The sequence below is a fragment of the Pseudomonas sp. GD03862 genome, from assembly GCF_029840855.1.
Lineage (GTDB): Bacteria > Pseudomonadota > Gammaproteobacteria > Pseudomonadales > Pseudomonadaceae > Aquipseudomonas > Aquipseudomonas alloputida.
In genome coordinates, this window is record NZ_JAOCDI010000021.1 from 53,218 (window position 1) to 65,717 (window position 12,500).

Annotated in this window: 11 protein-coding genes; 4 read left to right on the top strand and 7 right to left on the bottom strand. The window is 64.3% G+C overall.

What is annotated here, in order from left to right; all coding sequences use genetic code 11:
* Positions 1–23 precede the first annotated feature (23 nt).
* The 7 genes from wspF to N5D53_RS15335 all read right to left on the bottom strand — a co-directional run bounded on the left by wspF (position 24) and on the right by N5D53_RS15335 (position 8,237).
* Positions 24–1,037: a Wsp signal transduction system protein-glutamate methylesterase WspF gene (gene wspF / locus N5D53_RS15305; protein ID WP_010952586.1), complete on the bottom strand. Its 1,014-nt coding sequence runs from the start codon at positions 1,035–1,037 to the stop codon at positions 24–26.
* On the bottom strand, positions 1,034–3,322 hold the full coding sequence (locus N5D53_RS15310; protein WP_198747634.1) for a hybrid sensor histidine kinase/response regulator: 2,289 nt from the start codon (positions 3,320–3,322) through the stop codon (positions 1,034–1,036). Before N5D53_RS15310 ends, wspF begins: the two co-directional genes overlap by 4 nt.
* Positions 3,319–3,984, bottom strand: a complete 666-nt coding sequence (locus tag N5D53_RS15315; protein WP_064491443.1) for a chemotaxis protein CheW — start codon at positions 3,982–3,984, stop codon at positions 3,319–3,321. Before N5D53_RS15315 ends, N5D53_RS15310 begins: the two co-directional genes overlap by 4 nt.
* Complete coding sequence (locus N5D53_RS15320) at positions 3,981–5,255, bottom strand: protein-glutamate O-methyltransferase CheR (protein ID WP_104887124.1); 1,275 nt, start codon at positions 5,253–5,255, stop codon at positions 3,981–3,983. Before N5D53_RS15320 ends, N5D53_RS15315 begins: the two co-directional genes overlap by 4 nt.
* Complete coding sequence (locus N5D53_RS15325) at positions 5,252–5,758, bottom strand: chemotaxis protein CheW (protein ID WP_010952582.1); 507 nt, start codon at positions 5,756–5,758, stop codon at positions 5,252–5,254. Before N5D53_RS15325 ends, N5D53_RS15320 begins: the two co-directional genes overlap by 4 nt.
* A 5-nt stretch (positions 5,759–5,763) precedes the next feature.
* Positions 5,764–7,386: a methyl-accepting chemotaxis protein gene (locus tag N5D53_RS15330; protein WP_121162124.1), complete on the bottom strand. Its 1,623-nt coding sequence runs from the start codon at positions 7,384–7,386 to the stop codon at positions 5,764–5,766.
* A 170-nt stretch (positions 7,387–7,556) separates the two neighbouring features.
* The gene (locus tag N5D53_RS15335; protein WP_010952580.1) at positions 7,557–8,237 is read right to left on the bottom strand and encodes a tellurite resistance TerB family protein; all 681 of its coding nucleotides are present in this window, start codon (positions 8,235–8,237) and stop codon (positions 7,557–7,559) included.
* 216 nt (positions 8,238–8,453) lie between these two features.
* On the opposite strand from N5D53_RS15335, the gene ydcS reads away from it, so the two are divergent.
* From ydcS to N5D53_RS15355, 4 genes are all read left to right on the top strand, one after another.
* Positions 8,454–9,605, top strand: a complete 1,152-nt coding sequence (gene ydcS / locus N5D53_RS15340; protein WP_104962451.1) for a putative ABC transporter substrate-binding protein YdcS — start codon at positions 8,454–8,456, stop codon at positions 9,603–9,605.
* 148 nt (positions 9,606–9,753) lie between these two features.
* Complete coding sequence (locus N5D53_RS15345) at positions 9,754–10,785, top strand: ABC transporter ATP-binding protein (RefSeq protein ID WP_104962452.1); 1,032 nt, start codon at positions 9,754–9,756, stop codon at positions 10,783–10,785.
* A gap of 1 nt (position 10,786) precedes the next feature.
* Positions 10,787–11,698: an ABC transporter permease gene (locus tag N5D53_RS15350; protein WP_190870033.1), complete on the top strand. Its 912-nt coding sequence runs from the start codon at positions 10,787–10,789 to the stop codon at positions 11,696–11,698.
* Positions 11,688–12,494, top strand: a complete 807-nt coding sequence (locus tag N5D53_RS15355; RefSeq protein WP_104962454.1) for an ABC transporter permease — start codon at positions 11,688–11,690, stop codon at positions 12,492–12,494. Before N5D53_RS15350 ends, N5D53_RS15355 begins: the two co-directional genes overlap by 11 nt.
* The last annotated feature ends 6 nt before the right edge of the window (positions 12,495–12,500 follow it).

Genomic DNA, 12,500 nt, shown 5'->3' on the forward strand with positions numbered 1-12,500 from the left:
GCGGCGTGATTCAATACATTTCGTCATTTTGCGAAAAATTCAGTCAAGCGCCCGGCAATGCGTTCCAGCGGGCGGATTTCCACGGCGGCATCAATAGCCGCAGCAGCCTTGGGCATGCCGTACACCGCGCTGCTGGCCTGGTCCTGGGCAATGGTCAGAAAGCCCTGCTGACGCATCAGCTTCAGGCCCTGGGCACCGTCGCGGCCCATGCCGGTGAGCAGCACGCCCACTGCATCACCATTCCAGTAACGTGCCACGCTCTCGAAGAACACATCGATCGAGGGCCGGTAGATTTCATTCACAGGTTCCGCAGTGTAGGCCAGTTGGCCATTCTGTAGCAGGCGAATGTGGTGGTTGGTACCGGCCAGGAGTACCTGCCCTGGCTGCGGCGGTTCGCCTTCACGGGCCAGGCGCACCGGCAGGCCTGCTGCGCTGCTGAGCCATTCGGCCATGCCTGCGGCAAACACCTGGTCCACATGCTGGACCAGCACGATGGCCGCCGGAAACGCTGCCGGCAAGCCCTTGAGCAATACTTCGAGTGCTGCAGGGCCACCTGCCGAAGACCCGATTGCCACCAACCCGCGGCGCTGGGAAGCCTCGCGCAGCGGCGCAGCGACCGACCTTGCGGCAGGTGCCCGCTGCTGGCCGACCAGCCAGCCGATATTGAGGATCTTGCGCAGCAAGGGCGCCGCCGCTTCGCGGGCATCGCCAGCGCCCAACGCCGGGGTGTCGACCACATCGAGGGCGCCATGGCCCATGGCCTCGAATACCCGGTGTACGTTCTGCTTACGGTCGACCGTGACGATGACAATGGCGCACGGGGTTTCGGCCATGATCCGCCGGGTTGCCTCGACACCGTCCATCACCGGCATGATCAGGTCCATGAGGATCAGGTCCGGTAACTGCTCGGTGCAACGCTGCACCGCCTCGGCACCGTTACTGGCCACCCACACGACCTGGTGTGCGGGCTCCAGGGCGACCGCCCGGCGCAACGCTTCGACGGCCAGGGGCATGTCATTGACGATGGCGATCTTCATCCCTGAGCACCTCCGATCAGTTCCACAACAGCATCCAGCAACGCATCGTCGTGGAAACTGGCCTTTGCCAAATAGTAGTCGGCGCCGGCGTCCAGGCCACGCCGTCGGTCTTCCTCACGGTCTTTATAGGACACCACCATCACCGGCAATGACTGCAGGCGCTGGTCGCGACGCACCAGGGTAACCAGCTCGATACCGTCCATGCGCGGCATGTCTATGTCGGTGATCAACAGGTCGAAGTCCTCACTGCGCAGGGCGTTCCAGCCGTCCATGCCATCCACCGCCACCGCCACGTCGTAGCCACGGTTGCCCAGCAGCTTGCGCTGCAGTTCGCGTACGGTCAGCGAGTCGTCGACCACCAGGATGCGTTTGCGGACTACGCCACGGGCTCCGCTGCTGCCGCGCTCGATGCGCTCCAGGCTGCCCGTGCTGAGCAGTTTTTCCAGCGAGCGTAGCAAGTCTTCGACATCGACGATCAGGACCACCGAGCCATCATCGAGCAAGGCGCCGGAGGAAATGTCCTGCACCTTCCCCAGGCGTGGGTCGAGTGGCATCACGACCAGCACCCGCTCCCCCACCAGCCGCTCCACGGCCACGCCATACAGCTGCTCGCGCTCACGAATCACCACTACCCGCAGGCTGGCTTCATCGCTTTGCCCAGCCGGGCGATTGAGCAATTGGCTGGCCGCCACCAGGCCAATATGCCGGCCTTCGTGCCAGAAATGCTGGCGCCCCTCGATCTGCACGATCTGTTCGGCGGTCACTTCCAGCGTGCGTTCGATATGGGCCAGCGGGAAGGCGTAAGCCTCACCGCCCACCTCGACCACCAGGCTGCGAACGACCGACAGGGTCAGCGGCACCTGAAGATGGAAGCGACAGCCCTGCCCTGCCACCTGGGTCAACTCGATCGAGCCGCGCAGCTCGCGGATCAAGTGCTGCACCGCATCCAGCCCCACGCCGCGCCCGGACACTTCGGTAACCTTGTCACGCAGGCTGAAACCGGGCAGGAACAGGAACGTCAGCAGCTCCGCCTCACTCATCCGCGCCACCGTGTCAGCGGGCGACAGGGCGCGCTCGACGATGCTGCTGCGCAGGCGCTCCAGGTCGATACCGGCGCCATCGTCGATCAGCTCCAGGCTGAGCATGCCCGCCTGGTGCGAAGCCCGCAGGCGGATCACACCCTCGTCCGGCTTGCCCGCCAGCAGGCGCCGCTCGGGCAATTCGATGCCGTGGTCGACGGCATTGCGCAACAGGTGGGTCAGCGGTGCTTCGAGCTTTTCCAGCACATCGCGGTCGACCTGGGTCTTCTCCCCTTCCACCACCAGCCGCACCGGTTTGCCCAGCGAACGGCCCAGGTCGCGGACCATGCGGCTTTGCCCGGTCAGCACGTCGGCAAACGGCCGCATCCGGCAGGCCAGGGCAGTGTCATACAACAACTGCGCACGCTGGCTGGCCTGCCAGCCGAACTCATCCAGGTCGGCCGCCTGCTGCTGCAGAATCTGCTGGGTCTCTGCCAGCAGGCGCTGGGTCTGTGCCAAGGCTTCGAGCACCTCGTTGCCCTGCCCCGTGTCTTCCAGCTGCATGCGCAAGCCGTCAAGCGCCTGCATACCCTGGCCGTGCATGCGCTTGAGGCGCTGCAGGGTAGCCAGATATGGCTTGAGCCGCTGGGTTTCCACCAGCGACTTGCTGGACAGGTCAAGCAGGCTATTGAGGCGGTCGGCGGTGACACGCAGTACCCGCTCGGTACCTTCGCCAGCGCGCTTGCCAGCCTTGCGCCGCAGGGCGGGTTCGGGCTCTGGTTCCGGTGGTTCGGCTGGCATTACCATGGGGGCAGGCGGCAGGGTTGCCAGCGGCGGCACGGATGCCGCCGGTGGCACGACAGGCATGGCAGAGGCGCCCGGGTCGAGCAGGCTGGCCATTTGCGCAAGAAACACCGGCAAGGTCGCCTGCGCCCCGGCATCGCCGGGTGTGGCAATACGCATCAGCAGGTCGGTACCTTGCAACAGCGCGTCAATATGCTCGGCGGTCAGCCGCAGTCGGCCTTCCTGGGCCGCCACCAGGCAGTCTTCCATCACGTGGGCGACACTGACGCCAGCATCCACCCCGACAATGCGCGCAGCCCCCTTGAGCGAGTGGGCAGCGCGCATGCAGGCCTCGAGCTGGTCGGCCTGGGTAGGGTTGCGCTCCAGTGCCATCAGGCCGGCATTGAGCACTTGGGTCTGCGCCTCGGCCTCCAGGCTGAACAGTTCGAGCAACGATGCGTCGCGCATTTGCTCTGGGGTCATGACAGGCTCCGCTGCACGGCAGACAGTAAGTGTTGATCGTCCAGAACCCGCACGCTGCGGCCGCGCCACTGCAGGACTGCGGCGGTGAAGCGTGTGGCGTCCCGGCCACTGCCCAGCAACTGCGGGTCGAGCCGGTGAATACCGTCGATTTCCTCGACAGCCATCACCACCGGCCCGCCTTCGGCGGCCAGAATCAGCATACGTGGCATCGCCCGTGCGCTGCGTTGCTCGGTGGAGCTTGCCTGCACGCCCAGCAAATCAGCCAGTGACAGGCACGGCACCAACGCACCGCGTACATTGGCAACCCCGTGCAGCAGCCGCGAGCGCTGGTGCGGCAATGAATGCACCGCCTGCAACGGGGCGATTTCGGCCAGGCAGGCGGTAGCCAGCGCCAGCCACTCTTCGCCCAGACGGAACAGCAGCATCGAGCGACCGGTGTTTTCCGCGTCCGGCTGCACCGCTGCAGCCTGGTGCTCCTGCACCAGCGCATAGCGGTCGAGCAAACGCGTGGCCGCAGCGGCATACACCTCGCAATTACGGCAATGAACATGCCGCTCCAGCAGTGGGCACTGCTTGTCGCCGCGCACGCCAATGCGGTTCCAGCAGTCGTCGATGTGCGCGTCATCCTCGGCGAGCAATTGCATCGCGGATTCACTGTTCATCGTTCAGACTCCCGGCCAGCCCGCGCCGCGCGCTCCTGAAGGCGCCGAGCGCCGGCCAGGTCACCCTGGGCCGCCAGCAAGGCGGCCAGGTGCACCAGCGCCTCGGGGTGCTGTGGTTCCAGATACAGGGCCTTGCGATAGTGGCTCAGCGCCTGCTGCGCATCGCCTTCGGTATCACTGAGCAAACCCAGCCAGTAGTACACCTGTGCCGACGGCGGGTACTGGCTCAGGTAGCGCTGGCATTCGCTACGGGCCTGCTCGCTGGCGCCGGCATTGGCCAGCCGGGCAATGCCGGCCAGCAACTCGCTGGCCCCCTCGTGGCTGTGCTCGCGGGCTGGCGCTGGCCTGGCCGCCACCGGCAGCACACGCAGCGAACGAGGCAACGGCACACTGGGCTGCGGATAAACCGGTGCGGGCAACGTCGTGAACGCCCGCTTGGCAGGTTGGGCGGGTGCCGCCGCCAAGGAGGCGCTGTCGCCTTCATGACGCACATAGGCAAACGACTGGGCGATCCCCAATGGACGCATGCCCATGCGTGCCAGCAAGCTGCCTTCGGCCGGGCCGATAAACAGCACACCCTGCGGATGCAGCAAGCGCTTGAGCACTTCGAATACACGCTGTTGGGTCGGTACGTCGAAATAGATCAACAGGTTGCGACAGAACACGAAGTCATACAGGCCGTCGCGGCTGGCCAGCGCCGGGTCAAGCACATTGCCCACCCGCAGGCTGACTTGCTGGCGTACCCGCTCATGCAGGCGGTGGCCTTCGTCCAGAGCATCGAAGTAGCGCTCGCGAAAGCCCAGTTCGCTACCCCGGAACGCATTGCGCCCATATACCGCCTGCCCGGCCTTGGCTACTGAACTTGGACTGATGTCCATTCCATCGACAAGGAATGCCCCAGGCGCCATGCCGGCGTCAAACAAGGCCATGGCCAGCGAATAGGGCTCCTCGCCGGTAGAGCACGGCAGGCTGAGCAATCGCAGCGGGCGCGCGCCAGCCAGTTGAGCCAGCCGTTTATGGGCCAGGCTGGCCAGCGCAGTGAAGGATTCGGGGTAACGGAAAAACCAGGTTTCCGGGACGATCACCGCTTCGATCAGCGCCTGTTGCTCATCTGCCGACTGCTGCAGGCGCAGCCAGTAATCGTCCAGGTCCATCGCGCCCGCAGCCACGCAACGTTGGCGCAGCGCGCGTTCGACCATGGGCGCGCCCACCGACTCCACGTCCAGGCCAATACGCTCGCGCAAGAAGCGGAAGAAACGCTGTTCGTTCATGTAGGCATCCCTGTCGGGTCTTGCGTGTACAGCAATGCGTGCACGGTGTCGGGCAGCAGGTCATTGACTTCGATGCGCTGCAGCAGGCCTTGGGCATCCTGGCGCACCGGGCCCAGATACGGCGCATCGCCTGTGTCCACCCCATAGGGCTGGAACTCGTCCGGTTGGCAACGCAGGGTTTCGGTGGCCTGCTCCAGGATCAGGCCAAGCTGCAGGCCGCCTCGGTAGTGCACCAGCACCAGGCGGGTGCTGGTGCGTTGCACCGCCGGCTGGCCAAAGCTCAAGGCGGCAAGGTCGATGACCGGAACCAGCTGGCCACGATGGGCGAGGATGCCCGCGACCCAGGCAGGTGCCTGGGCGATCGGCTTGAGCGGCTGACGCGGCAGCACTTCGATCACCTCGTGCACGCTCAGGGCAAAACGCTGCGCTCTGATGCGAAACTGCAGGTACAACGCCCCCTCGGTGTTCGCCGCCCGCGCGGTGCGCAGTTGCAAGTCGTTCATCGCGGTCAGACTTTGAAGCGCGACACGCCGCCACGCAGGCCCGCGGCCACCTGGCTCAGCTCGTCGATGGCATAGCTGGCCTGGCGCAGCGACTCGACAGTCTGGGTGCTGGCATCGCTGAGCTGGGCCAGCGCCTGGTTGATCTGCTCGGCACCGGTGGCCTGGGCCTGCATACCTTCGTTGACCATCAATACGCGCGGCGCCAAGGCCTGCACCTGGTGAATGATCTGGCTCAGTTGCTCGCCCACCTGCTGCACCTCGAACATGCCGCGGCGCACTTCTTCGGAGAACTTGTCCATCCCCATGACACCGGCCGACACTGCCGACTGGATCTCGCGCACCATTTGCTCGATGTCGTAGGTGGCCACGGCGGTCTGGTCGGCCAGGCGGCGCACTTCGGTAGCGACCACGGCAAAGCCGCGGCCATATTCACCGGCCTTTTCCGCTTCGATGGCGGCGTTGAGCGACAGCAGATTGGTCTGGTCGGCAACCTTGACGATGGTTACCACCATCTGGGTGATGTTGCTGGCTTTCTCGTTGAGGATACCGAGCTTGGCATTGACCAGGTCGGCAGCGCCCATCACCTGGTGCATGGTCTCTTCCATGCGTGCCAGGCCCTGCTGCCCGGAGCCTGCCAGACTGGATGCCTGATCAGCAGCCGTCGTCACTTCGGTCATGGTGCGCACCAGGTCCCGCGAAGTCGCGGCGATTTCCCGCGAGGTGGCGCCGATTTCAGTGGTAGTGGCGGCCGTCTCGGTGGCGGTGGCCTGCTGCTGCTTGGAGGTGGCGGCAATTTCGGTGACCGAAGTGGTCACCTGCACCGACGAGCGTTGGGCCTGGGCCACCAGGTTGGCCAGTGCCTCGGCCATTTCGTTGAAGCCGCTTTCGATGGCACCGAATTCGTCCTTGCGATCCAGGCTCAGGCGCATGCTCAGGTCACCGGAACGCAGCTTGTCGAGGGCATGCACGATACGCTGCATGGGCGCTGTGATAGCACGCAGCAGCAACAGGCCGCAGATGCCGGCAGCGACGATTGCCAGCAGCAGTGAGACCACCATGCTGCCCTTGGCCGTGTTGACTGCGTTGACGATATCGTTGGTGGCGGCATCGGCAGAGGCCCGATTATACTCGATCACTTCATTCAGGTGCTCGCGCCCATCCTTCCAGGCCGGGGTGAGGACCTCGGTGATCAGCCGTTGGGCTTCGTCGTAGTTGTGCTGACCGTACGCATCCAGCACCTGGTTGACGATCTTGAGGTAGTTTTCTTCCAGTTGCACGAAGCTGTCAAATCGGGCCTGGTCGTCTTTGTCCTGGATGGTGGCCTGGTAGCTGGCCATGTATTGCTTCAGCCGGTTATCGAAGCTTCTGAACAGTTCCAGGTCGGCCGATGTGATTTCACGATGGTTGGACAGGCCCACCAGTTGCTGGCTGGTAACGTAGCTGTCGACCCAGGCGCTGCGGATCATCGAGCTGTAGTAGACGCCGGGAATGCTGTCGGTCCCCACCGCCTCTTCGGCGGTTTCGATAGTCACCAACCGCGAGTAGGCGGCCACGATCATCAGCAACATGATGGCGATGATCACGGCGAAACTTGCCAGGATCCGTTGGCGCAAGGTCCAGTTCTTCACATTCAGCCCTCAGGAATTCACAACGAGCGGGAAAAATCGCCGAAGTATAGCCCAGAGGTCTTACGGTATTGATGTGATTGTCGTCAGGAATTTTGCGCCTGTGAGATCGAGCGCCGCGCGGGCGGCGCTCGATCTCACAGGCGCTCAATAGGCCGTGGCAAGCACCGCCACTACGCTGCAGCCAACCGCACCTGGCTTTCCAGTTCCTGGCGCAAGCCCGGGTCCAGCCGCAGCTGGCGAGCCAGCTCGTCCAGGTAGGCACGCTCCATGAAGTTTTCCTGATCGACCATCATCACGCTGGCCAGGTACATCTCGGCAGCCATCTCCGGCGTTTGCGCAGCGCGGGCCACTTCGGCCGGGTCCAGCGGCTTGTTCAGCTCGGCATGCAGCCAGTGCTGCAATTCGCGGTCGCTGTCCAGGCGCGTGAATTCACCCTCGATCAGCGCCCGCTCGCGCTCGTCGATATGCCCATCGGACTTGGCCGCCGCCACCAAGGCGCGCAGTACCGCCTGGCTGTGCTGCTCGGCCTGGGCCGGCGGCAGGCGGTCGATGGTTTGAGGCTCGGCTGCGGCCCCCCGCTGGTTTGCCTGCCAGTTGCCGTAAGCTTTATAGGCCAGTACCCCCAGCGCGGCGAGGCCGCCGTAAGTCAGGGCCTTGCCACCGTACTTGCGGGCCTTCTTGCTACCCAGCAACAGGCCCAGAGCGCCCCCACCCAGCAGGCCGCCTCCTGCCCCGGACAACAACCCGCCCAACCCGCCCGAAGGGCTGCCAGGCTTGGTGGCGCCCCCCTGCTTTTCGAGCAGTTGCTGGCCGGATTTGAGGAGTTGATCGAGCAAGCCACGGGTGTTCATTCGCGTGTCTCCACGTAAGAAGATTCAAACGCCAGAGTAAGGCTTGGCGGAGCACACGCCATGCAGGGATTTGCTTCAGGATGTTGCGTTAGCGGGCAAAAAGCCAACTAGACTCGATATCGCCAATACCTCGCACTCACGCACTACGCTTATAACGATTGTTTCACTGCTTGCCTCATGACTGCCCGAACAAGATCGCCAAGAAGAGGGAACACCATGTCAGTGCACAAGACCGCATTGCTCGGCGCCACCACCTGCGCCATGCTGGCCAGCGCCAGCCTGCAGGCCGCCGAAGCGCCCAAGGCCCTGGGGGCCGGCGAGGGGCGCCTGGACATCGTCGCCTGGCCCGGCTACATCGAACGCGGTGAAAGCGACAAGGCCTACGACTGGGTGACCGGTTTCGAAAAGGAAACCGGCTGCAAGGTCAGCGTGAAAACGGCCGCCACCTCGGACGAGATGGTCAGCCTGATGACCAAGGGCGGCTATGACCTGGTCACCGCCTCGGGCGATGCATCGCTGCGGCTGATTGCAGGCAAGCGCGTACAGCCGATCAACACCGCCTTGATCCCCAACTGGAAGAGCATCGACCCGCGCCTGCAGAACGGTAGCTGGTATGTGGTCGACAAGCAGGTGTACGGCACGCCGTACCAGTGGGGGCCAAACGTGCTGCTGTACAACACCGACACCTTCAAGCAGGCGCCCACCAGCTGGAGCGTGGTGTTCGAGCCGCAGAACCTGCCCGACGGCAAGCCGAACAAGGGCCGCGTGCAAGCCTATGACGGGCCGATCTACATCGCCGATGCAGCGCTGTACCTGAAGTCGGCCAGGCCCGAACTGGGCATCAAGGACCCGTACGAACTGAACGAGGCACAATACAAGGCCGTGCTGGAACTGCTGCGCCAGCAGCAACCGCTGATCCACCGCTATTGGCATGACGCCACGGTCCAGATGAGCGATGTGAAAAACGAAGGCGTGGTTGCCTCCAGCTCCTGGGGCTACATGGTCAATGGCCTCAAGGCCGAGAACCAGCCAGTGGCCTCGACCATTCCCAAGGAGGGCGCGACCGGCTGGGCCGACACCACCATGCTGCACGCCGAGGCCAAGCACCCCAATTGCGCCTACAAGTGGATGGACTGGTCGTTGCAACCTAAGGTGCAAGGCGATGTGGCGGCCTGGTTCGGCTCGTTGCCGGCTGTGCCGGCGGCGTGCACCGGCAGCGAGCTGCTGGGGGCCGAGGGCTGCAAGACCAACGGCTTCGACAACTTCGACAAGATTGCCTTCTGGAAAACACCGCAGGCCCAAGGGGGCAAGTTCGTGCCTTACAGCCGCTGGACCCAGGACTACATTGCGATCATGGGTGGTCGCTAAGGTTGCCTGAATGCCTGTACCAGCCTTTTCCCGGGCAATCCCGCTCCCCCAGGTTCTTCACCGCCTGCAAGGGTGGCGCGTCCTGTAGGAGCGGGTTCACCCGCGAAGAGGCCGGCACAGGAGAACCCTTGTTGTCCGGAGTCCACGCATGCCCCTAGCCGTCCAGTTCACCCAGGTTTCCCGCACCTTCGGCGAGGTCAAGGCCGTCGACCAGGTCAGCATCGACATCATCGATGGCGAGTTCTTTTCCATGCTCGGCCCTTCCGGCTCGGGCAAGACCACCTGCCTGCGCCTGATCGCAGGCTTCGAGCAACCCTCTAGCGGTTCGATCCGCATCCAAGGGGTCGAGGCCGCTGGCCTGCCGCCCTACCAACGTGACGTCAACACTGTGTTCCAGGACTATGCGCTGTTCCCGCACATGAACGTGCTGGAGAACATCGCCTATGGCCTGAAGGTAAAAGGCGTGGGCAAGGCCGAACGCCACAGCCGCGCCGAAGAAGCCCTGGCCATGGTAGCCCTGGCCGGCTATGGCGCGCGCAAGCCGGCACAGCTGTCTGGCGGCCAGCGTCAGCGCGTGGCCCTGGCCCGGGCGTTGGTCAACCGTCCGCGGGTGCTGCTGCTGGATGAGCCACTGGGCGCGCTGGACCTGAAATTGCGCGAACAGATGCAAGGCGAGCTGAAAAAGCTGCAACGCCAACTGGGCATCACCTTCATCTTCGTCACCCACGACCAAACCGAAGCACTGTCGATGTCTGACCGGGTCGCGGTGTTCAACCGCGGCCGTATCGAACAGGTCGACACCCCGCGCAACCTGTACATGAAGCCCAGCACAACCTTCGTCGCTGAATTCGTCGGCACGTCCAACGTGGTGCGGGGCGAGCTGGCCATGCAGCTCAACGGCAGCCCGGCGCCCTTCTCCATCCGTCCCGAGCACATTCGCCTGGGCGACCCGGTAGTGACCAGCCATGAGGTACAGGTCAGCGGCGTGCTGCACGATGTCCAGTACCAAGGCAGCGCCACCCGCTACGAACTGCAGCTGGACAACGGTCAACTGCTGGCAGTAAGCCAGGCCAATGACCGCTGGCAGAAGCAGGTACAGGCCTGGCAGCTCGGGCAACGCCTGCAGGCGCACTGGCCCCGCGAGGCCATGACGGTGCTGCAGGAAACCGAGGGCCGCTGACATGAGCACACTGCGCACCCTGTCCAACCTGCTGTACCGGCGCCCCAACCTGTACCTGGCACTGCTGTTGATCCCGCCGCTGACCTGGTTCGGCGCGATTTACCTGGGCTCGCTGCTGAACCTGCTGTGGCAGGGCTTCTATACCTTCGACGACTTCACCATGGCGGTGACCCCGGACCTGACCCTGGGCAACTTCGCCGCGCTGTTCAACCCGTCGAACTTCGACATCATCCTGCGCACCCTGGGCATGGCGGTGGCAGTGTCGCTGGCCAGCGCAGTACTGGCCTTCCCCATCGCCTATTACATGGCGCGCTACACCAGCGGCAAGACCAAGGCGTTTTTCTACATCGCGGTGATGATGCCGATGTGGGCCAGCTACATCGTCAAGACCTATGCCTGGACCCTGCTGCTGGCCAAGGGCGGCGTGGCCCAGTGGTTCGTCCAGCAGTTGCACCTGGATGGCCTGCTGCAGGTGGTGCTGGCCGTGCCGGGCGTGGGCGGCAGCACGCTGTCGACTTCGCACCTGGGGCGCTTCCTAGTGTTCGTGTATATCTGGCTGCCGTTCATGATCCTGCCGATCCAGGCCTCGCTGGAGCGCTTGCCACCGTCGCTGCTGCAGGCGTCGGCGGACCTGGGTGCCCGGCCAGGGCAAACCTTCGTGCAGGTGATCCTGCCGCTGTCGATCCCCGGCATCGCCGCCGGCTCGATCTTCACCTTCTCGCTCACCCTGGGCGACTTCATCGTGCCGCAGCTGGTCGGCCCGCCCGGCTACTTCATCGGCAGCATGGTCTATGCCCAGCAAGGGGCGATCGGCAACATGCCGATGGCCGCCGCATTCACCTTGGTGCCCATCGTGCTGATCGCGGTGTACCTGGCCATCGTCAAGCGCCTGGGGGCTTTCGATGCACTCTGAAAAAGCGTCTGCAGGGCTGCGCCTGGCGGCCTGGGGCGGGTTGCTGTTCCTGCACTTCCCGATCCTGATCATCTTCCTGTACGCCTTCAACACCGAAGACGCGGCGTTCAGCTTTCCGCCCAAGGGCTTTACCCTGAAGTGGATCGACGTGGCCTTCACCCGGCCCGATGTGCTAGAGGCAATCAAGCTGTCGCTGCAGGTGGCTTGCCTGGCCACCTTGATCGCACTGGTGCTCGGTACGTTGGCCTCGGCGGCGCTCTATCGGCGCAGCTTCTTCGGCAAGGAGAGCATTTCGCTGGTGCTGATCCTGCCCATCGCCCTGCCAGGCATCATCACCGGCCTCGCCCTGCTCTCGGCATTCAAGACGCTGGGGATAGAGCCCGGGGTGTTCACCATCGTAGTCGGCCACGCCACGTTCTGCGTGGTGATCGTCTACAACAATGTGATCGCCCGCCTGCGGCGTACCTCGCAAAGCCTGATCGAAGCCTCGATGGACCTTGGCGCCGACGGTTGGCAGACCTTCCGCTACATCGTCCTGCCCAACCTCGGCTCGGCGCTGCTGGCGGGCGGCATGCTGGCCTTTGCCTTGTCGTTCGATGAAATCATCGTCACCACGTTCACCGCCGGCCACGAGCGCACCCTGCCGATCTGGCTGCTCAACCAGCTCAGTCGCCCGCGCGACGTACCCGTGACCAACGTTGTCGCCATGCTGGTGATGCTGGTGACCATGCTGCCGATTCTTGGCGCCTATTACCTGACCCGTGGCGGCGATAGCGTCGCGGGCGGTGGCAAATGACCCTGG

What these genes read in the sequence shown, in the direction of transcription:
- wspF (WP_010952586.1), bottom strand. Translation starts at nt 1,037, where the DNA reads ATGAAGATCGCCATCGTCAATGACATGCCCCTGGCCGTCGAAGCGTTG.
- N5D53_RS15350 (WP_190870033.1), top strand. Translation starts at nt 10,787, where the DNA reads ATGAGCACACTGCGCACCCTGTCCAACCTGCTGTACCGGCGCCCCAAC.
- N5D53_RS15310 (WP_198747634.1), bottom strand. Translation starts at nt 3,322, where the DNA reads ATGACCCCAGAGCAAATGCGCGACGCATCGTTGCTCGAACTGTTCAGC.
- N5D53_RS15315 (WP_064491443.1), bottom strand. Translation starts at nt 3,984, where the DNA reads ATGAACAGTGAATCCGCGATGCAATTGCTCGCCGAGGATGACGCGCAC.
- N5D53_RS15345 (WP_104962452.1), top strand. Translation starts at nt 9,754, where the DNA reads ATGCCCCTAGCCGTCCAGTTCACCCAGGTTTCCCGCACCTTCGGCGAG.
- N5D53_RS15320 (WP_104887124.1), bottom strand. Translation starts at nt 5,255, where the DNA reads ATGAACGAACAGCGTTTCTTCCGCTTCTTGCGCGAGCGTATTGGCCTG.
- N5D53_RS15355 (WP_104962454.1), top strand. Translation starts at nt 11,688, where the DNA reads ATGCACTCTGAAAAAGCGTCTGCAGGGCTGCGCCTGGCGGCCTGGGGC.
- N5D53_RS15335 (WP_010952580.1), bottom strand. Translation starts at nt 8,237, where the DNA reads ATGAACACCCGTGGCTTGCTCGATCAACTCCTCAAATCCGGCCAGCAA.
- N5D53_RS15325 (WP_010952582.1), bottom strand. Translation starts at nt 5,758, where the DNA reads ATGAACGACTTGCAACTGCGCACCGCGCGGGCGGCGAACACCGAGGGG.
- ydcS (WP_104962451.1), top strand. Translation starts at nt 8,454, where the DNA reads ATGTCAGTGCACAAGACCGCATTGCTCGGCGCCACCACCTGCGCCATG.